This window comes from Streptomyces sp. NBC_00440 (assembly GCF_036014215.1).
In the GTDB taxonomy this organism is placed as follows: domain Bacteria; phylum Actinomycetota; class Actinomycetes; order Streptomycetales; family Streptomycetaceae; genus Streptomyces.
In genome coordinates this window covers 3,724,794-3,749,973 of the sequence record NZ_CP107921.1, presented here as the reverse complement: position 1 = coordinate 3,749,973, position 25,180 = coordinate 3,724,794, and the positions used below count along the sequence as shown (strand labels likewise).

23 protein-coding genes and 2 pseudogenes are annotated in these 25,180 nt (G+C 69.9%); 13 read left to right on the top strand and 12 right to left on the bottom strand.

All coding sequences use genetic code 11. The features are described 5' to 3' along the window. The first annotated feature begins 22 nt into the window (after positions 1-22). Positions 23-397: a VOC family protein gene (locus OHB13_RS16845; RefSeq protein ID WP_328377669.1), complete on the top strand. Its 375-nt coding sequence runs from the start codon at positions 23-25 to the stop codon at positions 395-397. A gap of 36 nt (positions 398-433) precedes the next feature. On the opposite strand, the pseudogene OHB13_RS16840 reads toward OHB13_RS16845, so the two are convergent. Both OHB13_RS16840 and OHB13_RS16835 read right to left on the bottom strand, forming a co-directional pair. Next, a pseudogene (locus OHB13_RS16840) lies at positions 434-639 on the bottom strand (PP2C family protein-serine/threonine phosphatase); the annotation flags it as partial. Positions 640-788: 149 nt separating this feature from the next. Continuing rightward, positions 789-1,313, bottom strand: a complete 525-nt coding sequence (locus OHB13_RS16835) for an ATP-binding protein (protein ID WP_266855520.1) — start codon at positions 1,311-1,313, stop codon at positions 789-791. Between the two features lie 157 nt (positions 1,314-1,470). Here OHB13_RS16835 and OHB13_RS16830 point away from each other — a divergent pair, with 157 nt between their 5' ends. After that, entirely contained in the window at positions 1,471-2,451 is a 981-nt protein-coding gene (locus OHB13_RS16830) for an alpha/beta fold hydrolase (protein WP_328377668.1), read from the top strand. 72 nt (positions 2,452-2,523) lie between these two features. Here OHB13_RS16830 and OHB13_RS16825 read toward each other — a convergent pair whose 3' ends face one another. Then, positions 2,524-3,192 carry a class I SAM-dependent DNA methyltransferase gene (locus OHB13_RS16825; protein ID WP_328377667.1) on the bottom strand — a complete coding sequence of 223 codons (669 nt, stop codon included), beginning with the start codon at positions 3,190-3,192 and terminating at the stop codon, positions 2,524-2,526. A 172-nt stretch (positions 3,193-3,364) separates the two neighbouring features. Continuing rightward, the gene (locus OHB13_RS16820) at positions 3,365-3,937 is read right to left on the bottom strand and encodes an NUDIX hydrolase (RefSeq protein WP_328377666.1); all 573 of its coding nucleotides are present in this window, start codon (positions 3,935-3,937) and stop codon (positions 3,365-3,367) included. Positions 3,938-3,996: 59 nt separating this feature from the next. Between OHB13_RS16820 and OHB13_RS16815 the strand changes: the two genes are divergently transcribed. From OHB13_RS16815 to OHB13_RS16805, 3 genes are all read left to right on the top strand, one after another. After that, positions 3,997-4,506, top strand: coding sequence for a helix-turn-helix domain-containing protein (locus OHB13_RS16815; protein ID WP_266855524.1), 510 nt, complete (start codon positions 3,997-3,999; stop codon positions 4,504-4,506). 19 nt (positions 4,507-4,525) lie between these two features. Then, positions 4,526-5,293 carry a hypothetical protein gene (locus OHB13_RS16810; RefSeq protein ID WP_328377665.1) on the top strand — a complete coding sequence of 256 codons (768 nt, stop codon included), beginning with the start codon at positions 4,526-4,528 and terminating at the stop codon, positions 5,291-5,293. Between the two features lie 152 nt (positions 5,294-5,445). After that, positions 5,446-5,790, top strand: a complete 345-nt coding sequence (locus OHB13_RS16805; RefSeq protein WP_266855526.1) for a DUF2516 family protein — start codon at positions 5,446-5,448, stop codon at positions 5,788-5,790. Positions 5,791-5,838: 48 nt separating this feature from the next. On the opposite strand, the gene OHB13_RS16800 is transcribed toward OHB13_RS16805, so the two are convergent. The 3 genes from OHB13_RS16800 to OHB13_RS16790 all read right to left on the bottom strand — a co-directional run bounded on the left by OHB13_RS16800 (position 5,839) and on the right by OHB13_RS16790 (position 9,451). Further along, the gene (locus tag OHB13_RS16800; protein ID WP_266855527.1) at positions 5,839-7,071 is read right to left on the bottom strand and encodes a PP2C family protein-serine/threonine phosphatase; all 1,233 of its coding nucleotides are present in this window, start codon (positions 7,069-7,071) and stop codon (positions 5,839-5,841) included. A gap of 355 nt (positions 7,072-7,426) precedes the next feature. Continuing rightward, positions 7,427-8,563 carry a C40 family peptidase gene (locus OHB13_RS16795; protein WP_328377664.1) on the bottom strand — a complete coding sequence of 379 codons (1,137 nt, stop codon included), beginning with the start codon at positions 8,561-8,563 and terminating at the stop codon, positions 7,427-7,429. 159 nt (positions 8,564-8,722) lie between these two features. Beyond that, entirely contained in the window at positions 8,723-9,451 is a 729-nt protein-coding gene (locus tag OHB13_RS16790) for a class I SAM-dependent methyltransferase (protein ID WP_266860935.1), read from the bottom strand. A 317-nt stretch (positions 9,452-9,768) separates the two neighbouring features. Between OHB13_RS16790 and mshA the strand changes: the two genes are divergently transcribed. Further along, the gene (gene mshA / locus OHB13_RS16785; protein WP_328377663.1) at positions 9,769-11,118 is read left to right on the top strand and encodes a D-inositol-3-phosphate glycosyltransferase; all 1,350 of its coding nucleotides are present in this window, start codon (positions 9,769-9,771) and stop codon (positions 11,116-11,118) included. Beyond that, a complete protein-coding gene (locus tag OHB13_RS16780) occupies positions 11,111-11,638 on the top strand; it encodes a YbjN domain-containing protein (RefSeq protein ID WP_266855530.1) in 528 nt (175 codons plus the stop codon). The genes mshA and OHB13_RS16780 overlap by 8 nt, the downstream gene beginning before the upstream one ends. A gap of 72 nt (positions 11,639-11,710) precedes the next feature. Here OHB13_RS16780 and OHB13_RS16775 read toward each other — a convergent pair whose 3' ends face one another. From OHB13_RS16775 to OHB13_RS16765, 3 genes are all read right to left on the bottom strand, one after another. Next, positions 11,711-12,295 carry a hydrolase gene (locus OHB13_RS16775; RefSeq protein ID WP_328377662.1) on the bottom strand — a complete coding sequence of 195 codons (585 nt, stop codon included), beginning with the start codon at positions 12,293-12,295 and terminating at the stop codon, positions 11,711-11,713. Between the two features lie 80 nt (positions 12,296-12,375). Then, on the bottom strand, positions 12,376-13,797 hold the full coding sequence (locus OHB13_RS16770) for an MFS transporter (protein ID WP_443063001.1): 1,422 nt from the start codon (positions 13,795-13,797) through the stop codon (positions 12,376-12,378). 74 nt (positions 13,798-13,871) lie between these two features. Further along, on the bottom strand, positions 13,872-14,327 hold the full coding sequence (locus OHB13_RS16765) for a MarR family winged helix-turn-helix transcriptional regulator (RefSeq protein ID WP_266855533.1): 456 nt from the start codon (positions 14,325-14,327) through the stop codon (positions 13,872-13,874). A 185-nt stretch (positions 14,328-14,512) separates the two neighbouring features. On the opposite strand from OHB13_RS16765, the gene OHB13_RS16760 reads away from it, so the two are divergent. Further along, positions 14,513-16,177, top strand: a complete 1,665-nt coding sequence (locus tag OHB13_RS16760; protein WP_328377660.1) for a glycosyl hydrolase family 28-related protein — start codon at positions 14,513-14,515, stop codon at positions 16,175-16,177. Between the two features lie 190 nt (positions 16,178-16,367). Next, a complete protein-coding gene (locus tag OHB13_RS16755) occupies positions 16,368-18,032 on the top strand; it encodes an MFS transporter (RefSeq protein WP_443062948.1) in 1,665 nt (554 codons plus the stop codon). 13 nt (positions 18,033-18,045) lie between these two features. Here the strand turns inward: OHB13_RS16755 and OHB13_RS16750 are convergent. Beyond that, a pseudogene (locus tag OHB13_RS16750) lies at positions 18,046-19,338 on the bottom strand (MDR family MFS transporter); the annotation flags it as partial. Positions 19,339-19,505: 167 nt separating this feature from the next. Between OHB13_RS16750 and OHB13_RS16745 the strand changes: the two are divergent. From OHB13_RS16745 to OHB13_RS16730, 4 genes are all read left to right on the top strand, one after another. Beyond that, entirely contained in the window at positions 19,506-20,267 is a 762-nt protein-coding gene (locus OHB13_RS16745; RefSeq protein WP_266855536.1) for a phosphoglyceromutase, read from the top strand. Positions 20,268-20,704: 437 nt separating this feature from the next. Then, positions 20,705-21,028, top strand: a complete 324-nt coding sequence (locus OHB13_RS16740) for a hypothetical protein (RefSeq protein WP_328377658.1) — start codon at positions 20,705-20,707, stop codon at positions 21,026-21,028. A 285-nt stretch (positions 21,029-21,313) separates the two neighbouring features. Next, positions 21,314-22,471 carry a poly(ethylene terephthalate) hydrolase family protein gene (locus OHB13_RS16735; RefSeq protein WP_328377657.1) on the top strand — a complete coding sequence of 386 codons (1,158 nt, stop codon included), beginning with the start codon at positions 21,314-21,316 and terminating at the stop codon, positions 22,469-22,471. A 449-nt stretch (positions 22,472-22,920) separates the two neighbouring features. Continuing rightward, the gene (locus OHB13_RS16730; RefSeq protein WP_328377656.1) at positions 22,921-23,655 is read left to right on the top strand and encodes a carbonic anhydrase; all 735 of its coding nucleotides are present in this window, start codon (positions 22,921-22,923) and stop codon (positions 23,653-23,655) included. A 410-nt stretch (positions 23,656-24,065) separates the two neighbouring features. On the opposite strand, the gene OHB13_RS16725 is transcribed toward OHB13_RS16730, so the two are convergent. Then, positions 24,066-24,767 carry a hypothetical protein gene (locus OHB13_RS16725; protein ID WP_328377655.1) on the bottom strand — a complete coding sequence of 234 codons (702 nt, stop codon included), beginning with the start codon at positions 24,765-24,767 and terminating at the stop codon, positions 24,066-24,068. Between the last annotated feature and the right edge of the window lie 413 nt (positions 24,768-25,180).

Here is a 25,180-nt window from a genome sequence, read left to right as displayed (position 1 = left end):
CCATCGACTGTCCGGAGGCGGCATGACCCTGCAGATGAAGTTGAGCGCGATCACACTCGACTGCACGGATCCGTTGGCCCTGGCGGCGTTCTATCAGCAGGCCACCGGCCTCGAACCGCACCCGAAGTCGGATGCCGAGTTTGCCGGTCTCAACCGTGAGGACGGACTCTTCATCGGTTTTCAACGGGTCGACGACTACCGGGCCCCGAACTGGCCCGGCCAGACCGTTCCCCAGCAGCTTCACATCTGCTTCAACGTCGGGGACGACTTGGACGAGGCCGAGGCCCGGCTGCTGGAACTGGGCGCGGGAAAACCGGAACACCAGCCTCATGAGGCCAGTAGGGCACGGGTCCTCACCGACCCGGCCGGCCATCCCTTCTGCATCGCCAGAGGCTGACTGCGGTCTCATGAGGCCGGATCCGGGGCCTTGCTCCTACTGCTGGAGTTCCCTGACGTCGGCGACCACGCAGCTCACGTTGTCGGGGCCGCCGGAGCCGTTGGCGAGGGCGATGAGTCCGCGGACTCGGGCGCCCCGGTCCTGGAGATCACCCGGTGGGTCTCTTCGGCCGGCACGACGGTCGACAGGCCGTCGGGGCAGAGCAGGTACCGGTCCCCCCGCTGGACGTCGTGCAGGCGCATGCCGAGCACATCGCCCGGCCCCACCGATGCTGTGGCCTCCCCCAAGGTGAAGGTCAACGGCCACCCGGCCACCCGGAACCGTTCGTCCGCCGGCTGACGAGTTCCGGCCGCCGGCTGACGAGTTCCGGGGCACCCTCGGTTCGTTCGGATCAGCCCTTGACGGCCTCCGCGATCCGCTGGGCGGCCTGGGCGGCCGTGAGGTGCGTGGTGTCGACGACCTCGGCCTCGGCGTGCAGCCAGGTGCGGGCCGCCTCTGCGTACGGCTCAAGGTATTGGAGACGGAACGGGGAGTTGGGGCCGAGAACAGTGTCGTCCGCGATGCGCCCGCGGAGGGTGTCCTGGTCGGCGTGGAGCACGAAGTGCCGTACTGGAATGGCGTGTTGGGCGAGACCCGTGCTGATCTCGCGCCAGTACTGCTCGACCAGGACCGTCATGGGCATCACCAGAGTGCCGCCGGTGTAGTCGAGTACGTGGCGCGCGGTCTCGACCACGAGAGGCCGCCAGGGCGGCCAGTGCTGGAAGTTGCCCGTCCAGGGCAGCCCCGGTGTGATGTCCATGAGTGTCTCGCCGACCTTCTCGGCGTCGAACACCCTGGAATCCGGAATCAGTTGCTGCACGAGCGCACTGGTGGTCGTCTTGCCTGCGCCGTGGGTGCCGTTGAGCCATACGATCATGCGCCCAACGCTAAGGGTGGGCCGGCCGCGGCGGGCTACGGTCACGTCACAGAACCGTATTGCCAAACCGGCAACGAGACTCGCCACGTCCGCGCCGTTGCTCGCATGATGGGGTATCGATCTTGGCGCAGGGCAGATCGAGAATCTTGGAGGATTCATGTCGCAGCAGGCCACGGACGTCACGCACCGGCTGGTCTCCACGCCCGCAGGCCGGATCCACGTGGTGGAGCAGGGCGCAGGGCCGCTGGTGTTGCTCGTGCACGGTTTCCCGGAATCCTGGTACTCCTGGCGCCACCAGCTGCCGGCCCTGGCCGCGGCCGGGTACCGCGTGGCCGCGATCGATGTCCGCGGCTACGGCCGTTCCTCCAAGCCCGGCGACCCCGGGGCGTACCGGATGCTGGAGCTGGTGGAGGACAACGCCGCCGTGGTGCACGCCCTGGGCGAGCAGTCCGCGGTGGTCGTCGGCCACGACTGGGGGTCGCCCATCGCCGCCAACTCCGCCCTGGTCAGGCCGGATGTCTTCCGCGCGGTGGGGATGCTCAGTGTTCCCTACGCGCCGCGCGGCGGGCCCCGGCCCAGTGAGGTCTTCGGGCGGTTGGGTGGGGACGACGAGTTCTACGTCTCCTACTTCCAGGAGCCCGGCCGGGCCGAGGCCGAGATCGAGACCGACGTGCGCGGCTGGCTCGCGGGCCTCTACGCCGCGCTGTCCCCCGACACCGCGCCCGGGCCCGACGCGCCCGACCCGCACTTCGTCAGCAAGGGCGGCAGGATGCGCGACCGCTTCCCCACCGGTCGGCTGCCCGGCTGGCTCGGCGAGAGCGACCTGGACGTCTACGCCGGGGAGTTCGAGCGGACCGGCATGAGCGGGGCGCTCAACCGCTACCGGAACATGGACCGGGACTGGGAGGACCTCGCCGACTTCGACGGCGCCCCCATCACCCAGCCGTCCCTGTTCATCGGTGGCGGCCAGGACGCCTCCACCATGTGGATGGCCGATGCGATCAAGGCGTACTCCACCACCCTGCCCGGCCTGGTCTCCTCCCGGATCCTCGACGACTGCGGCCACTGGATCCAGCAGGAGCGCCCCGACGAGATCAACCGGCTCCTGACCGACTGGCTCGCCTCGCTGCCCGCCTGAGGATCTCCGGGAACGGGAGCCTGGACGGGTTCCCGTAGCCCGTGGGCCCGAGCACGAATGCCGGGTGCTGTCTCAACTGGTCCGGTCCGGCTCGGCTGTGGACTGACGGCGTGCGAAGAGGACCGCACCTGGAACGCTCTCGTCGGGCTCGATCAGCATGTGGGCCTCGACGGTGAACCCGGCATCGCGTAGCCAGGCCGCCACTTGGTCAGGCCTGCGGCGGTGAACGTGGACGTTCATCGGGTGGCCGCCGTAGCCCTGCGTCTTCAGCCTCGACCCGTCCCCGACGTGAAACCCGAGCAGCAGTGGTCCGCCGGGACGCAACACGCGCCGGAAATGGCCGAAGACCGTGGGCACTGCTTCGTCGGGGACGTGAATCAACGACCAGAATGCGAGCAGGCCGACGACTGAAGCATCGGAGAGGTCGAGGTCGGTCATCGAGCCCACCTCGAACCGCAGGCGGGAGTGGTCACGCCGGGCCACGTCGATCATCACGGATGAAAGGTCGATGCCGAAAGCGTCCACACCCAGCTCGTGCAGGTGAGCGGTGACGTGTCCAGGTCCGCAGCCCACGTCCGCCACCGGCCCACCCCCGGCCGCGTGCACCAGGTCGGCGAACAGCGCCAGGGCCGCCCGAAGATACGGCGCCCCGGCCAGAGCCCCGCGTATTCGGTCGGCGTAGCTGACCGCGACCGTGTCGTAGGAGGTCCGGGTGTCTGCCAACCAGCGGTCCGCGTTCATGGCTCGGCAGAGTAGTGCAGTGATCAGGAAGACGAACCAGATCAACTGAGACCAACGGCGAATCAGACCAGGTCATATCTGACGGTGTCAGATCCTTCGGGACGGGACAGCTGACCTCCCGCCCCGACCTGGCCTTTCACGATCCGCTGCCCAGCCCGGGAAGCGGGCGATGTCAGGGCTGCGCGGTCCGGAACGCGAGATACCGGCTGAAGGCTTCGTGGCTGTCGGGGGTGAAGCGCCACTCCAGCAGGGCCGACCGCAGCTCCGGCTCGGTCAGCCAGCCATGCCAGGCGACCTCATCAGGATCGGCGGCCACGGTGTCCGGCACCACGGCTTCGTGCACGCCGAGCCAGTGAGGGCTCACACCGCTGCGGTTGAGGAACGTGAACAGCAAGCGCGGCAGCACACGAAGGCCCAGCTCTTCGGCCAGCTCCCGCGCGGCGGCCTGTTCATAGGACTCACCGACATCCACGGCGCCACCGACCTCGACCTCGTAGAGCCCGGGGAAGCGCGACAGCCGCTCCGACCGCCGGTGAACGAGGATCCGCCCGCGCTCATCACGGCACACCGTCACGGCGACCCGGTGCAGCCAGCCCTCCTGGGTGGCCTGCCGGCGGCTGACCACCATCCCCAGCACACGATCTTGATCGTCGACACGCTCCACCAGTTCGTCCGGTTCGTCCACGACGCACACCTTGGCAGAGCCCACTGGCGTGCTCGCGCTCAGCCCGGGAAGGAGTGGCATGACACACTTTTGCAAGCGCCTGCTTGCAAAAGTTAGCAAGATGAGTGCAGCATGGCCCTATGGCATCACTCAACGTCGGCAATCTCGGTGAGTACCTGCGCGAGCAGCGGCGCACCGCGCAGCTCTCCCTGCGCCAGCTTGCTGACGCGGCCGGGGTGTCGAATCCGTATCTGAGTCAGATCGAGCGCGGCCTGCGCAAGCCCAGCGCGGACATTCTCCAGCAGCTGGCGAAGGCGCTGCGGATCTCCGCGGAGACCCTGTACGTCCAGGCCGGGATCCTTGATGAGCGGGAGCGGGACGAGCTGGAGACGCGCGCCGTCATTCTGGCCGACCCCTCCATATCCGAGCGCCAGAAGCAGGTGCTGCTCCAGATCTACGAGTCCTTCCGCAAGGAGAACGGGCTCGAACCGGATGCGCCCCGCACGGCGGACGCCGGCCGGGCGGACGGCAGTGATGCCGCGCAGCCGCCACAGCGCGCAGCGCACGCAGAACACGAAGTGCAGCAACACGAAGTGCATGAAGAAGTACGTGAAGTACGCGAAGTACGCGACGACCACGAACAGAACTGATCCGGGAGGAACCACAGTCATGGCCATCACCGATGACCTGCGTAAGACCCTCACCGACCCGACCCCCCTCTACTTCGCGGCCGGCACGGCCGACCTCGCCGTGCAGCAGGCCAAGAAGGTGCCCGCGCTGCTGGAGAAGTTCCAGGCCGAGGCGCCCGCGCGTATCGACGCGGTGCGCAACACCGACCCCAAGGACGTCCAGGACCGCGTGACCACGCAGGCCAAGGAGGCCCAGGCCACCGTCACCGCGAAGGTCAACGAGGTGATCGGGGCGTTCGACACCGATCTGAAGAAGCTGGGCGAGACCGCGCAGGACCTGGCGCTGCGGAGTGTGGGCGTGGCCGCGGAGTACGCGGTCCGGGCCCGTGAGACGTACGAGAAGGTCGCCGAGCGCGGCGAGCAGTCCGTGCGGCAGTGGCGGGGCGAGGCCGCCGATGACATCGTCGTGTTCGGCGCCGTCGTCGAGCCGGATGCGCCGGCCAGGCCGAAGCCGGGGGCCAAGGCGTCCGGCAAGGCCAGGACGTCCGGCTCGACGACCGCTTCCAAGTCCAGGACCGAGACCAAGGCCGCGCCGAAGCCGGGAGCCAGGACCGAGTCGGCCAGGGCCGAGTCACGGATCGCTCAGCCCCGGACCGCCGCCAAGCCGTCCGCGGCCGCGCCCGCCTCTTCGCCCGCGGCTTCCCCGAAGTCCGAGGTGAAGGCCGAGGCCAAGCCCGCCGCGGCCAGGAAGAGCGCCGCGCCCCGCAGCACGACGGCGAAGAAGAACACGCCGCCGGCCGGGAAGTAGGACCTCGGGAAGCAGGACGACGTCCGTTCGCTTCAGACGGATTCGGACTGATTCGGACGGATCAGGCCGAGCCGGGCACCTCCTGGGTGCCCGGCTCGTTCTCCCGGTAGCTTGGCCGTGTTGATGGCCGGTCGAACAGGCGGTGGTGTGCAGTGTTGATGCAGGGTTTCGCAGGGTTGATGTCGCTGTTGAGTCTGGCGCTGATCCTCTTCAGCGGCTTCGCGCTGGTGGACGCGGTGATCCGCCGGGAGGATGCGTACCGCGCTGCGAGCAAGCAGACGAAGCCGTTCTGGCTGATCATCCTGGCCATCGCGTTCGTGGTGAACTGGCTGTTCCCGATCCTGTCGTTCCTGCCCGTCATCGGGCTGGTCGCGACGATCGTCTACATGGTGGACGTGCGTCCCGCGGTCCGGCAGATCTCGGGCGGTGGCCGGGGCCGCAGAAGCGGCGGCTCCAGCAGCGATGGACCGTACGGGCCGTACAACGGCGGGCGGTAGCCCCTACCCGGCTGTCCCCACCCCGGCCGTAGGTGTGCCGATCCCGTCCTACCGGCTCGCACCCCGTCGGCGCTCCAGCAGCAGCACCGCCACGTCGTCGGTCAGCTCGCCGCCGTTCAGGTCGCGGACCTCTGCCACCGCCGCCTCCAGCAGACTTTCGCCGCTCAGCCCCGCCGTCAGCTGCCGGTCGATCATCTCGACCATGCCCTCCTGGCCGAGCCGCTGCGTCCCCTGGCCGACCCGGCCCTCGATCAGGCCGTCCGTGTACATCAACAGATTCCAGGCGCCGCCGAGTTCGACCTGGCGCCGGGGCCAGCGGGCCTGCGGGAGCAGACCGAGCGCCGGGCCGCCGTCCTCGTGCGGGAGGAGCTGCGCGGTCCCGCCGTCGCGGGAGACCAGCGGGGCGGGATGGCCCGCCAGGCAGAGTCCGGCGCGGCGGCCGTCCGGGGCGATGTCGACCGTGCAGAGCGTGGCGAACAGCTCCTCGCTCTCCCGCTCGTGCTCCAGCACCTGCTGGAGCGTGGAGAGCAGCTGGTCCCCGCACAGTCCGGCGAACGTCAACGCCCGCCAGGCGATGCGCAGTTCCACCCCCAGCGCTGCCTCGTCGGGGCCGTGCCCGCAGACGTCGCCGATCATCGCGTGAACGGTCCCGTCGGGCGTCCGCACCACGTCGTAGAAGTCGCCCCCGAGCAGCGCGCGCGAGCGGCCCGGCCGGTATCGCGCGGCGAAGCGCAGATCCGAGCCCTCCAGGAGCGGCGTCGGGAGCAGGCCGCGCTCCAGGCGGGCGTTCTCCTGGGCGCGCAGCCGGGACTCGGCCAGCTTGTAGTGCGCGATGTCGGCGCGCTTGCGCTCCACCGCGTACCGGACGGCACGGTTCAGCAGCCTGCCGTCCAGCTCCTCGCGGAGCAGGTAGTCCTGCGCCCCGACCCGTACCGCGTCCGCCGCGCTCTCCACATGGCCCGACGTGGCCAGCGCCAGCACGGCATGGCCCGGCGCGAGCTTCAGGACATGGCGGAGTACGGACAGCTCGTCGTCCGCGTCCGCTCCAGGCAGTGCCAGGTCGAGCAGGATGCAGTGCACGTCGTCCGTGAGCAGCCGCTCGGCCTCGGTGAGGTTCCGCGCGGTACGGACGCGTACCCGCGTCCCGGAGGCGTCGAGCAGTTCCGGGACCGTGAAAGTGCCCGCTGGATCGTTCTCGATCACCAGCAGCGTCAGGTCGGTGCTGCCGGTGGAGTCCGGTCCCCTGGTCTGGTGGGGCAGAACGGTCTGACCGTTCTCCATCGCTTCGGTTTCCTTCCCTCCCCCCGAGGGCACGGTGGAGCGCCAGTCGACGCACCACCAGACGGGGACCTTAGCGGTTGGCGGGGCCACAGCGGAATGGCGCCGGAGAAACCACCGGGGTCATATGCCCTCTCCAGGCCCGCATCCGGCGGTTTGACGGGGTGCCGACCCATGACGAACGTCACTCGTCTGCCCGGCCGGCCGGGGGTGACGCACGCCACGGACAGCGGGAAGGGGGGACAGCCGGGAAGGGCGGCGGACACGGCAGTGAAGGGTGGGGGACACGACGGTACGACGGGCGGCGGGAAGGGCGGGGGATGCGACGGTACGACGGGCGGCGGGGAAGGGCGGGAGGTTACTTGTCGGGCCGGACCACGCCGAGGATCGGCATCGAGCCCGCACCGCCGATCGTGACGTTCCTGCCGGGCCTCGGCGCGTTCACCATCGCCCCGTCCCCGATGTACATCCCGACATGGGTCGCGTCCGAGAAGTAGATGATGAGGTCCCCGGGGCGCATGTCCTTCACCTGGACGTGCGGCAGCTGCTTCCACTGCTCCTGCGAGGTGCGCGGGATCGGGTCCCCGGCCGCCAACCACGCCTGGGAGGTCAGCCCGGAGCAGTCGAACGATTTCGGCCCCGCCGCGCCCCACACGTACGGCTTGCCGATCTGGTCCGTGGCGAACTTGACGGCCTTCTTGCCCTCGGCGCTCGCCTTGTTGTTGATCTCCTTCAGGATGCCCGAGCTGAGCCAGGCCGTCTGGGCCTTGAACTCCTGGTCCTCCTCAAGCTTCTTGAGCCGTTCGCGTTCCTTCTTGGCCAGGCTCGATTCGAGCTTCTTGGCCGCCTCGATCTTCTGCTGGATGTCCTTCTTCTTCTTGGCCTGCTTCTTGCGGTTGGACTCCAGCTTCTGCCACTGGTCGCTGGCGTCCTGGGTGTACGCCGTCAAGTCCTTCTGGGTCTGGTCCATTTCGGCCAGCAGGTTCTTCTGCGCCTGCTGCCCCGAGCGCAGTCGGTCGGCGCCGTCGAGGAAGCTGTCCGGGTCGCCGCTGAGCATCAGCTGCGCCGCGGGCGGCAGGCCGCTGTCCCGGTACTGGGCACGGGCCTCGGCGCCCGCCTGCTTCTTCAGCGCGGTGATCTTCGACTGGCCCTTCACGATGCTCTGGGCCAGTTTCACGATCTCGGACGACTGCTTCTTGGACTGCTCCTTGGCCAGGTTGTACGCGTCCGTGGCGGACCCGGCCTGGCGGTAGAGGTCGTCGATCTTCTGACGGACGGCTTCGAGACGGTCGGTGCCGGAACTCGGAGAACCGGAGCTCGAAGGACCGGAGCTCGAAGAGTCGGAGCCGCCGCCGGAACCGGACCCGCCGGATCCGGAGTCCGGAGACCCGGAGTGCGATGGCCTGGGATCGGCGTACGCGGCAGTCGGCGCGGTCAGTACGGTCACCGCGCAGACCAGCGTGATCGCGGCGGCGACACAGCGGCGTCGGTTCACGAGCTCCCCCTCCAGAGCTGATTTACCGTCAGTAACTTAGGTGGCGCTGGCGCGATAGTGCCATGCCCTGCGCGAATGCGACAGAGGCGTACAACAACTCCCCGGCCCCACCCGTGCCCCCGCGTCACTCCCTGCCCGGTCCGACGAACGGACCCGGGTTCAAGTTCCCGGAAGCGGGGCCAGCGCCGCCCAGTTCACGGTGATTTCACCCTGGCGCCACCTGCGGACGTCGTCGGCCAGCGGCCAGTCGGCCGCGAGGGAGCGCACGGCGGTGATCCACCGCTGCCGGGCGCCGAGCGAGGCGTACGGGGCCGCCGCGGCCCAGGCGCGGTCGAAGTCGCGCAGAAAGGCGTGCACCGGCTCGCCGGGGACGTTCCGGTGGATCAGCGCCTTCGGCAGCCGCTCCGCCAGATCGGACGGCTGGTGCAGCGAGCCGAGCCGGGTCGCGAACGTCACCGTGCGCGGCCCGCCCGGCCCGAGCGCGACCCACACATGCCGCCGCCCGATCTCGTCACAGGTGCCCTCGACCAGCAGCCCGTCCGGTGCGAGCCGCGCGCACAGCCGCTGCCAGACGGCGGCGACCTGCTCCTCGTCGTACTGCCGCAGCACATTGGCCGCCCGGATCAGCGAGGGGCTGCGGCCGTCCAGCGGCACTTCGAAGCCGCCGTGCCGGAAGGACAGCCCCGGCCGCTCGTACGGCTTCGCTGCCGCGACCCTGGCCGGCTCGATCTCGATGCCGACGACCTCGGCCGCGGGCGCGGCGGTGCGCAGCCGCTGGAGCAGTTCCACGGCGGTCCAGGGGGCCGCCCCGTATCCGAGGTCCACGGCGAGGGGATCGGCCGAGCGCCGCAGGGCGGGCCCGTGCACCGCGGCGATCCAGCGGTCCATGCGGCGCAGCCGGTTGGGGTTGGTGGTCCCGCGGGTCACGGCACCCACTGGACGGGCACTGGCCGGACGGGCGCTGGCCGGACGGGCGCCCGCCGCACGGACTCCGGACCGGCTGCCGGCAGAGCTGTCACCGGGAGAGCGGCCGTCGTCGGAGCGGCGTGGGGAGGGTCGGGCCATGCGCCGAGGGTATGTGAGGGGTGTCAAGGTAATTATTCGGCAAAGCGGAAATGCGGCAGGGTATCCCGCTGTTCCAGACCTCAGACGGGGTGCGCCTGCCCTGGAGTCGACCGTGCACGCGCGAGGAGAGGACCGTCCACGTGAGCCAGTACGTGTCCCGGCTCGGGGGCCGGATCACGGGACCCGCGCGGCCCCCCAGGCTGAAGTTCGCCGGGCACCGCAAGCCGCGCAGGGTCGCCATGCTCAGCGTGCACACCTCGCCCCTGCACCAGCCGGGCACCGGCGACGCGGGCGGTATGAACGTCTACATCGTGGAGCTGGCGAAGCGGCTGGCCGCGATCAACATCGAGGTGGAGATCTTCACCCGCGCCACCACGGGCGGCCTCCCGCCGCTGGTGGATCTCGCGCCCGGCGTGCTCGTACGCCATGTCGACGCCGGTCCCTACGAGGGTCTTGCCAAGGAGGAGCTGCCCGCCCAGCTCTGTGCCTTCACCCACGGTGTGATGCAGGCCTGGGCCGGACACCGCCCCGGCTACTACGACCTGGTGCACTCCCACTACTGGCTCTCCGGCCACGTCGGCTGGCTCGCCGCCGAGCGCTGGGGCGCGCCGCTCGTCCACGCCATGCACACCATGGCGAAGGTCAAGAACGCCGCGCTGGCCGACGGTGACACGCCCGAACCCGCCGCGCGGGTCATCGGCGAGACGCAGATCGTGCGGGCCTCCGACCGGCTCATCGCCAACACCGATGAGGAGGCCGACGAGCTGGTACGCCACTACGAGGCCGACCCCGGCAAGGTCGCCGTCGTCCACCCCGGCGTGAACCTCGACCGCTTCCGCCCCGCCGACGGGCGGTCGGCAGCCCGGGCCCGCCTCGGGCTGCCGCAGGACGCCTTCGTACCGCTCTTCGCCGGCCGCATACAACCGCTCAAAGCCCCCGACGTCCTGCTGCGCGCGGTGGCCGTCCTGCTCGACCAGGACCCCTCGCTGCGCAAGCGCATGGTGGTGCCGGTGGTCGGCGGCCCCAGCGGCAGCGGCCTCGCCAAGCCGGAGGGCCTGCAGAAGCTGGCCGCCCGCCTCGGTATCTCGGACATCGTCCGGTTCAACCCGCCGGTCGGCCAGGACCAGCTCGCCGACTGGTTCCGGGCCGCGTCCGTGCTGGTCATGCCCTCGTACAACGAATCCTTCGGTCTGGTCGCCATCGAGGCCCAGGCGGCCGGCACTCCGGTGGTGGCCGCCGAGGTCGGCGGGCTGCCCGTCGCCGTACGCGAAGGGACGACCGGGTTCCTGATCCCCGGCCACGACCCGGCGCGGTACGCGGTGGCGCTGCGCCGCTTCATCGAGAATCCGCAGCTGGTGGACGAGATGGGCGGGGCCGCCGCGCGCCACGCCGGACGGTTCGGCTGGGACACGGCCGCGTCGGCGACCGCGGACGTCTACACGGCCGCGATGCACGAACACCGCCGTCGCGTACGCTCGCACCATGGCTGATCAGGCTGGCGAGGCTGACGTACGAGAGGTCCTGGAGCAGGCGTTCAAGGACGCCGAGCTGGAGTGGGAGAACCCGGAGCCCGGCTCCTACGTGGTGAAGCTCCCCGGCACCCGGAAGCTCTCCACCACGTGCTCGCTGATCGTCGGGAAGCACTCGCTGTCGGTCAACGCGTTCGTGATCCGGCACCCCGACGAGAACGACGCCGGGGTGCACCGGTGGCTTCTGGAGCGCAACCTCCGGCTGTACGGGGTGAGTTACGCGATCGACTCGCTCGGCGACATCTATCTCGCCGGGAAGCTGCCGCTGTCCGTGGTCACACCGGATGAGATCGACCGGCTGCTGGGGGCGGTCCTGGAGGCGGCCGACGGGCCCTTCAACACACTGCTTGAGCTGGGTTTCGCGAGTGCGATCAAGCGGGAGTACGCGTGGCGGGTGTCGCGGGGCGAGCCGACCCGGAACCTGGACGCGTTCACGCATCTGACCCGCGAGGCCGAGGGCGGGAACGGAGCCGAGGGCTGACGTCCGCGCCCGTCGCGGGAAAACGCCCCGCGACGGACGTGCACACCGGCCCCGGCCGGGCCGGCGGGACCGTCAGGAGTGGGTCCTGTCCAGGACCGTGAGGATGTCCGAGCTGGTGCCGGTCTCGGCGATCCGGGGGAAGATCTTCTCGACGCTGTTGTGGTGGGCGGCCCCGTCGCTGTCGGTGACGGCGTCGGTGGCCACGGTGACGTGGTAGCCGTGCTCGTGGGCGGCGCGTGCGGTGGACTCCACGCCGATGCTGGTGGCGACCCCGGTCAGCACGATCTGGGTGACGCCCCGGCGGCGCAGCTGCATGTCGAGGTCGGTGCCGTAGAAGGCCGACCAGTTCCGCTTGGTGACCGTGATGTCCTGGTCGTGGCCGGTGAGGGCATCCACGACGTGGTCCCAGCCGGCCGGCGGGGTGTAGCCGGGGCTGGGTGTGTCGGTGCGTCCGGGCGTCCTGTCGGAGCCGTCGGCGGCGAAGGTGACGCGGACCAGGACGACCGGAAGGCCGCGGGAGCGGAAGGCGTCGGCCAGCTCCACGGTGCGGGTCAGGACATCGCCGGTGGTGTAGGGGCCACCGGGCACTGCCATGACCCCGTTCTGCAGGTCGATGACGACCAGAGCGGACTTCGGGTCAAGGGTGGTGACGGTCATGGGTGGGGCCTGCTTTCTTGACGAGCGTGCGGTGTTGAAGGGGAACAGGGGACGGGTGACGGGGAACGCGGAATGAAGGGCTAGAGATTGTCCTGGCCCTGGCTGTCCTTGTCCTGGTTGTCCTTGCTCTGGTGGCTGTCCGCGTGGCCGCCCGCATGGCCGCCCGCGTGGCTGTCGTCACCGTGCCCGACGCGGGACAGTGAGCGGTCGGCCACGGTGACGACAAGGAACAGCCCGGCGACCGCCAGCAGGAGCCAGCTGAGGTGGTGAAGTCCGCCCGTGGTGGCGCCGTGCTGGTAGAAGGCGGCGTTGGCGGCGGAGGCCAGCAGCGCGCCGACGTACATGAAGGTGCGCAGGAGACCGGCCGACGAACCCATGCGGGCCGGATCGGCCTGGGCGTAGAGGGCGTTCTGGTTGGCCAGGCCATTCAGCCCCTGCGGGATGCCGACGGCCGCGCCGACGAGGGCCAGCAGCCAGACGGGGCTGGAGGTGTCGAGCAGCAGCAGTGCCGCGCAGGCGATGATCTGGACCACGGCGCCCGCCATCAGCTTGCCGCGGATTTCGGGCCTGCGACCGGTGAGGGCCGTCACGGTGACGGCGGCGGCCGACATCGGCAGCAGGAGCAGCCCGGCACCCGATGCGCTGAGGGAGCGGCCCTCCTCCAGCCACTGGGTGAAGCCGTAGAGGAAGGCGTACGACGTGGTGTAGGCCAGCAACTGGCGGCCGTAGGTGGCAAGCAGCGGCGCGTTGCCCCGCAGGATCCGCAGGTCGATGAACGGCTCCGCGCACCGCAGCTCCCGCCGGACGAACCCCGTACCCGCCGCGGCGGCGATCACCAGCAGGTACCACTGCGCGAGGCCGGGGTTCATCAGGAACAGCATGAACGCGGTGAGCGTCCCCGCGAAGAGGCCCATGCCCCAGGCGTCCAGCCGCTGGCCGGGCTCGGGCGGTGCCCCCTGCTCCGGCTTCCCGCGCCGCGACAGCCGCAGCGCTCCCAGGACGAGACAGGCCGCGGAGAGCGGCACGTTGACGCCGAAGATCAGATGCCAGCCGCCCGCGCCGATCAGCAGACCGCCCAGGGTGGGGCCGATCACCGCGATGACCTGGTTGGAGAGCGACAGTGCGGCCAGGACGCCGCTCGGGCTCTTCATGCCGGTGCGCGCCGATTCGGACCGCAGCAGGTACATGGAAGCGGGGTACGCCGCCGACGTACCGAATCCCAGCAGGACCCGGGAGACGATCAGCACTCCGAGGTTCGGAGCGAAAACGCCGAGAAGCCCCGCGAGACCGACTACCGCGGTGCCGGTCAGGTAGAGAGTGCGCGCGCCGTAGGAGTCGACGAGCCGGCCGATGACCGGCTGGCCTATCGCCGTTGCCAGATACAGCGCCGATACCAGCCACGCCGTCTGCGACGGTGCCGCACCGAACGCCTTCCCGATCGGGATCAGCGCCACGGCCAGCATGGACGAGTTGATCGGGTTCAGGACCGAACCCAGGATCATCGGTGTGACCAGCTTGCGGTTGAACCCGCCGGGACCGGCCTCCCGCCGGCCGCGCACCCGCTCGGCGATGGACGTCACGACTGCGCCACGTCGTCCAGCACGGCCATCGCCGCGATGACCGCCTCCAGCTGCTCCGGTGTCGCCTGCTCCTGAAGGGCCCGCGCGAGCCAGGTCTCGCGCGCCCGCCGGTCTCCCGAGCGCTGCTTGCGGCCCAGCTCGGTCAGGGTGATCAGCTGGCGGCGGCCGTCGTCGGGGTCGGGGTGCCGCTCCACGAGGCCGCCCTGCTCCAGCGTGGCGACGATCTTCGCGATCGACTGCGGGCGCACCCGCTCGGTCACGGCGAGATCGCTCGCCGACGCCGGTCCTTGCTTGTCCAGCCGCATCAGCACCGATGCCTGTGCCGATGTCAGATCGCCCTCGCCCTCGCCCTCCAGGGCGATGAGCCGACGGCGTACGCGGCTGGTCACCACCCACACGTCGCGCGCGGCCCGGCGTGCCGGTTCGGAGATGTCCTCGCTGTTTCCGGTCATGCGGCCACCGTAGAACGACACCCCAGAGTGTGCAACCCAAGGTGCACAGTTTGAGGTGTTGATTTGATTCTGGGCGACTCCGCGCACGCCTCTTCCCCGCCTCCTGGCTCCCGTGGCATGCTCACGACCGACGCACTCATGAACTCTGTTCACAGACATGAACATCCATGAAAGAGGCGGGCACCATGGGGAACATCAGCAGACGCGCACTGCTCGGCAGCGCCACGGCCGTCGCGGCCGTCATCGCGACGGGCGGGACATCCACGGCCGCACCGCGTGGCCGGACCCCGTCCACCACCCCGCTCTGGCGGGAGTTCACCCGGACCCCGTACACCCACCCGCAGATCCCGTACATCGGCGGAGCGGGCCGGCGTACGGGCGAGCGCCGCTTCCCCCGGCTCCCCGTCGTCGCCGACGTCCGCGAGTACGGCGCGGTCCCCGACGGCTCCGCCGACTCGGCGCCCGCGATCAACCGTGCCATCGCCGCTGCCGGCCGACGCGGCGGCGGCACGGTCCTCATCCCGCCCGGCACCTTCCGTATCGACGACCTCATCCGCATCGGGCACAGCAATGTCGTGCTGCGCGGCGCGGGCAGCGGCCGCACCACGCTGTACGCGACGAAGAGCCTCACCGAGCTGATCGGTCCCTACGGCTCCCGGTACGGCGGCAACAAGTCCTCGTGGTCCTGGGCGGGCGGGCTCATCTGGCTCTGCCCCGAGGCGCGGTTCGCGAGCCTGACGGCCGCCATCACCGCCGCGGCCTGGCCCTTCGAGGGCTGGACGGGCAACAAGCGCGACGAGTGGCGCACCCTCACCACCGTCGCCCCGGCCCGGCAGGGCGACCGCACGGTCACCGTCGCGGACACCGCGAAGCTCGGCCGCGGCGACCTCGTGCTGCTCCGGCTCGCGGACGACGCGGGGCACACGCTCCTGGAGCACATGTCGGGCGGCGGACCGGGCCCCGAGGCGTACGAGTGGGACGACAAGACCAAGCTGACCTCGTACGTCCCGTACGAGTGGCCGGTGCGCATCACGGCGGTGCACGGCCGCAGGCTCACCCTGGAACGCCCCCTCCCGCTCGACATCCGCCCCGAGTGGGACCCCCGCCTCACCACGCATGTCGCGCCGCTGACCGGGTCGGCCGTGGAGGGGCTCACGCTCCGGGCAGTCCTCACCCCGCAGTCGCCGCATCTGCTCGACAAGGGGTACAACGGCGTCGCGTTCCAGTGCGCGTACGACTGCTGGGCCGACGACGTCGTCGTACGTGACGTCGACAACGGCTTCGGGCTTGTCGCCGCGTCCGCGACCACCCTGCGCCGTACTCGCGTCGAGGGCCGGGGCTCGCACCACCCGTACTTCTGCCGGGAGGGCTCGCACGACAACCTCGTCGAGGAGTTCACGATCGCCGAGCGCACCGTGCCCGCCCCGGCGGGCACCCAGCTGCACGGCATCAACGTCGAGGGGCTCTCCAGCCACAACGTCTGGTCGCGCGGGGTGATGGAGATGGGCACCTTCGACTCGCACCGGGGCCTGCCGTTCGCCAATGTGCGGACCGACATCACCGTCAACAACGATGGTCAGCACGGCGGGGACGCCTCGGCGGGTCCGCTCTTCGGTGCCCGGTTCACCCACTGGAACATCCGGGTCACCAACGGCCGCGAGGGCCTGATGAAGATCGACGGCCTCGCCCCGTACAGCGCGAGCGTCGGGATCAGCACGGTCAGGCCGTTCGGCCAGATCGACGTGCCCGACTTCACCGGCGATCTGCATACGCGTCTTGAGGCCTACGGCGCGCCGGAATCCGTACACCCGGCCAATCTGCACGACGCCCAGCGGGCGCTGAACCCGTAGCGCGCACGCGCCCGCCCGGGGCCGGGCGTCCCCACGGGCGGGATCCCCGGCCCCGGTGGTCCGGCGTGCGAGGTCCTCGGCCCCGGTGGTCCGGCGTGCGAGGTCCTCGGCCCCGGTGGTCCGGCGTGGGAGGTCCCCGGCCCCGGTGGTCCGGCGTGCGAGGTCCCCGGCCTCGGTGGACTATTCCCTCATGAGCGACAAAGGGGACCCCTCCGCCTCTCCTGCGGCCGCCGCCGGTAAATTCGCGCCGAACCAGACGCTGACGCTGGCCGCCATGCTGTTCGCCGTCTCGATGACGTTCATCGACCAGACGATCGTGGCCATCGCGGCGCCGGACATCATCCATGAGCTCGGCCTCTCCGCGTCCGGGATGCAGTGGGTGGTCAACGCCTATTTGCTGGCCCTGGCGGCGTTCTTCGCGCTCGGCGGGCGGCTCTCGGACATCTTCGGACACCGGCGGATCATGGTGATCGGCACGCTGGTCTTCGCCATCGCATCGGCGCTGTGCGGTGCGGTTCCCAAGGGCGGGGGCGCCGAGACCTGGCTGATCGCCTTCCGGGCGGTCCAGGGGCTGGGGGCGGCGCTGATGTTCCCCGCGGCGCTCGCCGTGGTGGTCGCGGTCTTCCCGGTGGAGCGGCGGGGACGCGCCCTGGCGCTGTTCTTCGGGCTGTCCGGCGCCCTGACGTGTGTCGGTCCGCTGCTGGGCGGCTGGCTCACCGACTGGACGTGGCGGGCGATCTTCTGGGTCAACGTTCCCGTCGCCGTCATCGCCCTGGTCCTGACGGCCAGGGCCCGTATCCCCCGTAACGCGACCCGTGAGCCGCTCGATGTGCCGGGCGCGGTGCTCGTGGCCGTGGGGATGGGGCTCAGCGTCTTCGGGCTCCAGCAGGCTTCCGCCTGGGGCTGGGACAGCGCCGCCACCTGGCTCTGCATCGTGGGCGGCCTGCTGGTCCTGCTGGTGTTCGGCGCGCTGGAACTCCGCACCGGGCACCCGCTCATCAGGCTCCGGGTGTTCCGGGACCGGGCCTTCACCGTCGATGTCGTGGTGCTGTTCTTCGCTATGATCGCGTTCGTCCCGGTCTTCTTCTTCGCCTCGGTGTACGCGCAGGTGTCGCTGAGCGCGTCACCGAACCAGGCGGCCCTCTTCCTGCTGTATTTCTTCATCGGGTTCGCCATCGCCTCCCAGTGGGGCGGGCGCATCCTGGACCGGCGCGGCGCCCGCCCGGCCCTGAAACTGGGCTGCGCGCTGGGCGCCGTCGGATTCGCCCTGTGGGCGCACCGGATGACGGACCTGTCGATGCACGACCAGTGGCCCTATGCGGCCCTGGCGGGGGCGGGTATCGGATTCCTGCTCGCCCCGGCGTCCACGGACGCGGTGAACCGCGCGATCGACGCGTCGTACGGGGAGGTCACCGGGATCACGCAGACGGTGCGCTACTACGCGGCGAGCGTGGGCCTCGCGGTGTTCGGCACGGTCCTCACCCATGTCACCACCGACCGGGTCGCCGACACCCTCCGCGCCAGAGGCCTGCCGGACCGGACCGCGAAGAGCACGGCGCACAGCATCGCCGAGGCCGTCACCGGGCAGGGCGATGCGAGCGAGCCGACGGGCAGCGGCCCGGTCGCGACGGCGACCCGGCACGCGATGGGGGCGATCCGGCTGGACTTCGCCGAGGCGAACCGGGCGGTCTTCTACGGGATGGCCGGCGCGCTCGCCATCGCCTTCATCTGCTCGTACTTCCATCCGGGCACCCGGGTGACGGCGGAACCGCGGACGCCGCAGAGCCCGCAGACGCCGCGGACGCCGCAGACGCCGCAGAGCTCGCAAGGGACCGGGGACGACGTGCGGGTGTGACGGACCGCGGGCCGGCCGGCTCCGTCCGCACCGCGGACCGGGGCGCCGCACCGCGGCCGGGTCCGCCGGGTCCGCCGGGTCCGCCGGGTCCGCCCTGCGGTGGCAGCCCCCGCATCAGCACCCCGTACCCGAGCGCCGCCACCGTGCCCAGCACCGCGCACGTCCCCCACAGCCACTCCGCCCCGAACCGGTCGATGATCACCCCGGACATCAGCGGGGCGATCAGCGCCGCCACCGCCCAGGACATCGTGTACATCCCCTGGTAGCGGCCCCGGCCGTGGACGGGGGAGAGGCGGACCACCAGCCCGGTCTGGGTGGGGGCGTTGACGATTTCGGCGAGGGTCCAGACGCAGACCGTCAGCGCGTACAGCCCCACCGAACCGGCGAACGCGGTGAGCCCGAACCCGTACCCGGCCACCACCGACGAGATGACCAGCAGGCGGCGCGGGTCGCGGTGCTCGATGAACCGGGTCACCGGGATCTGGAGCACCACGATCAGTACGCCGTTGACCGCGACGGCCATGCCGTAGTCGGCGCTGCTGAAACCGTCCTTGCCCATCGCCACCGGCAGCCCCACCGATGCCTGCTGGAAGATCAGCGCGACCACGAACGACAGCCCGACGACGCTCATGAACCGGCCGTCGCGCAGAACCGTCCCCAGCCGGACCGCCGATTCGGTCGCCTGCTCCACGGCCGTACGCACCGGACGGGACTCGGGCAGCTTGAGGAAGACCAGCACCGCGCAGACCAGGGTCAGGGCCGCCTCGCCCAGGAAGCCCGCGAGATAGCTGTACTGCGCGACGAAGCCCGCGCCCGCCGACGAGACCGCGAACCCCAGGTTGATCGCCCAGTAATTGAGGGAGAAGGCGCGCACCCGGTCCTCGGGCTTCACGATGTCGGCCATCATCGCCTGCACGGCCGGACGCGAGGCGTTCGATGCCATGCCGACCAGGAAGGCGACACCGGCGATGGCCACCGGGTCCCGCATGAAGCCGAGCAGCGCCACCGAGAACGCCGTCGAGACCTGCGCGACCAGCAGCGTGGGCCGCCGGCCGAGCCGGTCGGTCATGACACCGGAGCCGAGCGAGGACACGACACCGCCGAGGCCGTGGAGGGAGGCGACCAGACCCGCGTACGAGGCCGAGTACCCGCGGTCCAGCGTCAGATAGAGCGCCATGAAGGTGGCGACGAACGCACCGAGCCGGTTGATCAGAGTGCTGGTCCACAGCCACCAGAACGCCCGGGGCAGCCCCGAGACGCTCTCCCGTGCGGCGCGTCTGACCCCGGTGAGACCGGCTGCGGACATCGTGTATTCCCCCTGGCAGAACTGGACGTGGATGTGAGCGCCGCACGGTTCGGATGTAAGTGGTGCTGTATATCCACGGACATTACGTTCGGCCTGTTCCGGCCTGCCACTCAATTGACGGAGGGCGTCAATCAGCGGCCGTCCTGCCGTCGATTAGGCTCGGGGTCATGGCCGACGCACCGTACAAGCTGATCCTCCTCCGCCACGGCGAGAGCGAATGGAACGCTACGAATCAGTTCACCGGTTGGGTGGACGTCAACCTGACGCAGAAGGGCGAGAAGGAGGCGGTCCGCGGCGGTGAGCTGCTCACGGACGCCGGCCTGCTCCCCGATGTCGTGCACACCTCGCTCCAGAAGCGCGCCATCCGCACCGCCCAGCTCTCGCTGGAGGCGGCGGACCGCCACTGGATCCCCGTGCACCGCTCCTGGCGACTGAACGAGCGGCACTACGGCGCGCTCCAGGGCAAGGACAAGGCGCAGACGCTCGCCGAGTTCGGCGAGGAGCAGTTCATGCTGTGGCGCCGTTCGTACGACACCCCGCCGCCGGTCCTGGAGGACGGCGCGCCGTACTCGCAGAGCGGCGACGCGCGGTACGCGACGATCCCGCCGGAGCTGCGCCCGCGCACCGAGTGCCTGAAGGACGTCGTCGTCCGGATGCTGCCGTACTGGTACGACGGCATCGTCCCGGACCTGCTCGCCGGCCGCACGGTCCTGGTCGCCGCACACGGCAACTCGCTGCGCGCGCTGGTCAAGCACCTCGACGGCATCTCGGACGCGGACATCGCGGGCCTGAACATCCCGACGGGCATCCCGCTCGCGTACGAGCTGGACGCCGACTTCAAGCCCGTCAACCCCGGCGGCACGTACCTGGACCCGGACGCGGCTGCCGCGGCCATCGAGGCCGTCAAGAACCAGGGCAAGAAGAAGTAAGAGTAGCGATCACGCCCCTGGCCTGCGCTCCTGGCGCAGGCCAGGGGCTCTCGTTTGCTCTGAGTCCGCTGGGGGCCCTCAGCGCGGCGGTTCGTCCGGCTGCAGAGCCTTGCCGGGAGGGAGGCGGTTAGGGGAGAACTCCCTGCCCCCCGGCGCCTCCCTCAGCGCGGAACCGGGTCGAGCGAGGCATTTCAGAGGGGAGCCGCGACCCCCTCTACCGGGAGCTTGCAGCAAACTGCTTATTTCTTCTTGCCCTGGGTCTGGGAGACCCGGTCTGGGAGACGACCTGACGGCGGTCACCGTGAACGCGGAACTGGGTGAACACGTCCAGCATGCTGCCCGGCCCCGGCCCTGGCCCCGGCCCCAGCCCCGGCCCGGCATCGGCTGAAAACGGGAATCTGACAGCCTCCTGACACTCTCTCCGTACCCTCCACCCCATGCGATACCTCCCGAGCCCGTTCCGTCGGCCAACCCTCCGTCCGCGGCGCATCACCGCGGCGGCAGTGGCCGCGGTGGCGGCGGCAACCGTAGGGATGTCTCTGCCGGTCGCGGCCCCTGCCCACGCGGCGGAACGCCCCGCGGCAGGCCAGGTTGCCATCGTGGGAACCGTGGTCGGCGACAACACACAGGGCGGGTTTCTCGACACCACGGGCGCGTCCTGCGCCACCTCCTCCCACGACGGCTGCCTCCGCTACCTCGTCGGTCCGCAGTTCGGTTCGGCGATCACCAAGCCGCTGTACGACCGGGCTCAGCGGGCCTGAGTGGTGCCCCGGCCCCCTCCGGAAGGGGCGATGCGTCGAGCCGCGCGGGCAATCGCCCACCGCTCATTCCCGCCGACTGCTTCGGCGCATCGAAAGCCATCGAAATTCTCGACATCTACCTTCCACATTGGTTAGGCGAATATGAAACTTGGACGCACAGCGCGTGCGAAGTTGCTGCTGCTTGCCGCGCCCGTAACAGCCTGTGCTGTTTGGTTCACCTCGACAGAGGCGTTCGCTGCCGCCGGTGGGTCCAGTACTCAGCCTGCGCGGCAGGGGGTGAGCGAGGTGCACTACAACCTGGGCGACGAGGCCTTCCCGCCGCCCAAGTCTCTCGGATACGTGGGCAACAACGAGCTGGACGGGGCTGTTTACTACCCCGACGACATATCCTCCGGCACCCACCCTCTGATCATGATCGAGCATGGATTCTGGGACACCTGCGCCGACGCCGACGCCTCCACGTCACTCACCGCGGCGCAAGCCGCGCTGGCGAAGGACGAGCAGAGCGGTGACACGGCCGACGCGGCAAAGCAGGAGGCGATCATCAAGGCCGCCTCGGACCGGCTGTCGGCCTGGCCGTGCGCATCTGGGGTGCGGCAGATCCCCAGCTATCTCGGATACGACTACCTGGGCCGTGATCTGGCAAGCCGGGGGTTCGTCGTTGTCTCCATCGGGGCGAACGGCATCAACTCGACGTCTCCCGGCCAGGCCGACACGGTGTATCAGGAGCGCGCGGCACTGATCAACGTCCAGTTGCGCATGTGGCAGCAGTTGTCGTCGACGGGCGATGGCCCGCTGCGCGGCAGCTTCGTCGACGCCAGGTCCGGACGTCCGTCGCCGGTGAACTTCAAGAACCATGTGGACTTGCAGAACGTGGGGCTGATGGGGCATTCCATGGGCGGCGGCGGCGTGATGCAGGAGATCGCCGACAGCAGCCGTGACGCATGGCCCAAAGGCGTGTCCATCAAGGCCGCGTTCGCTCTCGCACCTACCGCCACCTGGGACGTCGATCCCATCACCAAGACATCGTTTGCGGTGATGTGGGGCACGTGCGACCAGGTGAACACCGGGGAGTACTTCAACTGGAACAAGGACGACAACAGCGCACCGATAGCCCAGTACACGGTGCACGGCGGTGTCCACGACTTCTACAACAAGCAGTGGTCACCCAGCAGCGGCCAGGTCAGCGCACATGACGACGCCGTTCCCGGGAGCAAGCCAGGCACCTGCAAGTCCCAGTTCCCCGGCGCCACCGCCCCCCAAACCGATCAGAAGGAACTCCCGGAGCAGCGGCAGCGCCGGATCACCAAGGATTACGTGAGCGCCTATTTCGCCGACCACCTGCTCGGACGGACGCAGTACGAGCCTTACCTGACGGGCGAGAAGTCGTTCCCCGGTACGGGCGGTGCCGTCAGCACCCAGTTCGACGGGGGCAACAACTGAGCACTTTCCCACCGGGTTGACGGTCGGGTGAGAGTGAAGGGGAGCCCCGACGCTCTTGAGCCAGAGGGCCCCGCACGCACACCCGCACGCACACCCACACGCACACCCACCCCACACCCCAGCGCCCAGCAGAAGGCCCCCTGCCCCACGGAGACTCCGCGGGGCAGGGGGCTTTCTGCTGCGCTGTGCCTCCATGGGCCGTCAGGTGCTCGATCGAGCCGTGCCAGACCCCGAGAACGGACAGCACCCGGCCGCCGGCACCCCATCGGGCAGGGCCGGTCTTCGGCATCAGGGTCCCACGCGCCGCCGCCCGAGCCGGTTCTGTGGGCCGTCTGCGGCAATGTGGCCCGTGCCCGCTCGCGCCTGCTGCCGGGCCCACACACCACGCTGAACAATTGGCCTGGTCACACCGCAGAGACGTGCCTGAGCGACATCGAGAGGAACGACCGATGGACAGGGCCGGCCGGCCGGATCGTAGAACGCTGCTTGTCGGCGGGCTCATGGGCGCCACCGTCGCGCTTGCGGGCTGCTCGTCGACGAGGACCGCCGCGTCGACGACCGGCGCTTCGCCGGAAGCTCGGCCCACCACACCGGCCGCGGCATTCGCGAGGCTGATGGAAGGCAACAAGCGCTGGGTGAGCGGAGACCTCCAGCACCCCGACCGGGATCCGAACCGGCGTCAGCTCGTGGCCCAGGAGCAGGAGCCGTTTGGGTCGATCCTCTCGTGTATCGACTCCCGAGTGCCGCCCGAGCTCCTCTTCGATACCGGCCTGGGCGACCTTTACGTGATGCGCACGGGGGGAGAGGCGGTCGGCCCGGTGGTCACTGGTTCCATCGAGTACGGGCCCATGACGAGTGACACCCCCCTCATCGTGGTCCTCGGGCATCAGCGCTGCGGCGCCATCAAGGCGGCGTACACGTCCCTTCGTGACGGCAAACCACTGCCCGGCAACCTGCAGGCGATCGTCAAGGCCCTGCAGCCTGCGTACGAGCAGGCAGTCCGGGAGGATGGCGCCGACCCGGTCGAGACCATGGCCCGCGCCCAGGTCAGGTTGACCGCGGCCGATCTGCGCTCCAACAAGGACCTGGCCCCACTCGTGGCAAAGGGCGCCCTGGCCGTGGTCGGCGCCTACTACTCGCTCGACACCGGCAAGGTGAAGGTCCTGGCCGGCGCACCCTCCTGACCGGTCGGACGAGTCGAACGGGAGCTACGGGCGCTATCAGCGCGGTGAGGAGTGGCCGGACTGCTCCCCGTAGCGCTCCGAAACAGCTGACAGTCGGCTCCAGTTCGGCGGCGCGGCCAGCCCTGGCGACCCTTGTTCAACTGCTTCCGGTGCTTGGCCGCCTCCCCAGTGGTGACTCTCATCTCCGGTCGGCTCTACCGGCGGCTGCGTCGTTGGCCGGGATCGACTTTCAGCCGCGGCCGGACGCCCCGTGCCCCAGGGCGTGCGCCGTTCCCACCAGTTCCCCACGCCAGGCGCCCGGTTCCCGCCGCGCAGCGGTCGAGGTCGATGAATGACTGGCCCCGCGCCCCCGCCACTGACGGCTAGCCAGGCCAGTCAGGGGCAGGGGGCTTTTTGCTGGGCCGGGCAGGTCACTGTGGTGTCTGGCACCGCCGGGGGAGAGTCACGCTTCCAGGCTTGTGCTCGAACGTCTTCATCACCAGCCACTCGTCCAACTCGGGATCGTAGAGATTCTGGATACCGAATTGCAGTACCTGCCAGAACGTCCCGCGATTACGTTGGTCGACGTAGATGTCGCCGAGCGCGAGCGGGAATCGGAGGAATTTCCCCGGAGGGCGTTGCGGCTGGACGGCGCCGACCCTCCAGTGGTTCACATACCGCCGCGGGTTCTGCTCCAGGATCTCCCGCCCGACGAACCGCGCGGTGCTGAACACCTGGTTCAACTGGTCCAGATTGACGCCTGGAATCTTTGAGCACGGATGCTCGTTCAGGCCGGGCCACTTGTAGGTCAGCGTGTAGAGCGTGTTGTGGTAGATCAGATTGGTGAACCAGATGGGATATTGCGGGCCTCCCGCAACCATCTGGCTTTCGCCGTTCCTGCCCTGCCAGGTGAACGGCACTGTGATGCCCAGATCCCGGACGACCCACTTTCCCTTTCCCCGGAAATTCCGGGGGAGTTGAGGCGGCTGGGGAGCGGCCCCGACCGTCCCGAGCGACGGTGCGGCCTCGGGCCGCGTGCCGGTGGCGGCCGGTGACGGGGCCGCCGCGACGACGGCGATCGCCCCGGCGACGGCGATGGAGACTGCCGCCCGACGTGTGCGTGTCCAACCCATGGTCTTCCTCAGCTGTCGTGTCGCGCGCCGTCGTGGCAGAGCCCAAACGCCGGACGCACCGGATTCCGAGTGGCGCCGCGCAGGGGCGCGGGGACGCACCGGCCCCAATGACACTCACGGGGCCGCACCGCGATGGTCCCCCCGGTAGCGTGTGTCACTCCGTGCGGCTGCGCGCGTCACTTGTTCCGCCTACACCGTTCCACCCGCTTGATCTAAGGAAGCCATGCCCAATGGCCGGGCTGAAGCGTCCTCGTGCCGAGAAGCCAGTTGGCGAATTCAGGGCAAGAAGAAGTAATTCCGCTCGGCCGAATCCCTCTGCCTGCGATGTCCTCGCAGGCGGGGAGCTTCATGTGCGATATGCCTCTTTCATGATGAGGGAAGCACTAAAGAAGCCGTTTGCTCGTTCTGTTCCT

Coding starts and splice junctions, on each gene's coding strand:
- OHB13_RS16845 (WP_328377669.1), top strand. CDS start 23: ATGACCCTGCAGATGAAGTTGAGCGCGATCACACTCGACTGCACGGAT.
- OHB13_RS16835 (WP_266855520.1), bottom strand. CDS start 1,313: ATGATCGTATGGCTCAACGGCACCCACGGCGCAGGCAAGACGACCACC.
- OHB13_RS16830 (WP_328377668.1), top strand. CDS start 1,471: ATGTCGCAGCAGGCCACGGACGTCACGCACCGGCTGGTCTCCACGCCC.
- OHB13_RS16825 (WP_328377667.1), bottom strand. CDS start 3,192: ATGAACGCGGACCGCTGGTTGGCAGACACCCGGACCTCCTACGACACG.
- OHB13_RS16820 (WP_328377666.1), bottom strand. CDS start 3,937: ATGCCACTCCTTCCCGGGCTGAGCGCGAGCACGCCAGTGGGCTCTGCC.
- OHB13_RS16815 (WP_266855524.1), top strand. CDS start 3,997: ATGGCATCACTCAACGTCGGCAATCTCGGTGAGTACCTGCGCGAGCAG.
- OHB13_RS16810 (WP_328377665.1), top strand. CDS start 4,526: ATGGCCATCACCGATGACCTGCGTAAGACCCTCACCGACCCGACCCCC.
- OHB13_RS16800 (WP_266855527.1), bottom strand. CDS start 7,071: ATGGAGAACGGTCAGACCGTTCTGCCCCACCAGACCAGGGGACCGGAC.
- OHB13_RS16790 (WP_266860935.1), bottom strand. CDS start 9,451: ATGGACCGCTGGATCGCCGCGGTGCACGGGCCCGCCCTGCGGCGCTCG.
- OHB13_RS16780 (WP_266855530.1), top strand. CDS start 11,111: ATGGCTGATCAGGCTGGCGAGGCTGACGTACGAGAGGTCCTGGAGCAG.
- OHB13_RS16775 (WP_328377662.1), bottom strand. CDS start 12,295: ATGACCGTCACCACCCTTGACCCGAAGTCCGCTCTGGTCGTCATCGAC.
- OHB13_RS16770 (WP_443063001.1), bottom strand. CDS start 13,797: ATGATCCTGGGTTCGGTCCTGAACCCGATCAACTCGTCCATGCTGGCC.
- OHB13_RS16765 (WP_266855533.1), bottom strand. CDS start 14,327: ATGACCGGAAACAGCGAGGACATCTCCGAACCGGCACGCCGGGCCGCG.
- OHB13_RS16760 (WP_328377660.1), top strand. CDS start 14,513: ATGGGGAACATCAGCAGACGCGCACTGCTCGGCAGCGCCACGGCCGTC.
- OHB13_RS16755 (WP_443062948.1), top strand. CDS start 16,368: ATGAGCGACAAAGGGGACCCCTCCGCCTCTCCTGCGGCCGCCGCCGGT.
- OHB13_RS16745 (WP_266855536.1), top strand. CDS start 19,506: ATGGCCGACGCACCGTACAAGCTGATCCTCCTCCGCCACGGCGAGAGC.
- OHB13_RS16740 (WP_328377658.1), top strand. CDS start 20,705: ATGCGATACCTCCCGAGCCCGTTCCGTCGGCCAACCCTCCGTCCGCGG.
- OHB13_RS16730 (WP_328377656.1), top strand. CDS start 22,921: ATGGACAGGGCCGGCCGGCCGGATCGTAGAACGCTGCTTGTCGGCGGG.
- OHB13_RS16725 (WP_328377655.1), bottom strand. CDS start 24,767: ATGGGTTGGACACGCACACGTCGGGCGGCAGTCTCCATCGCCGTCGCC.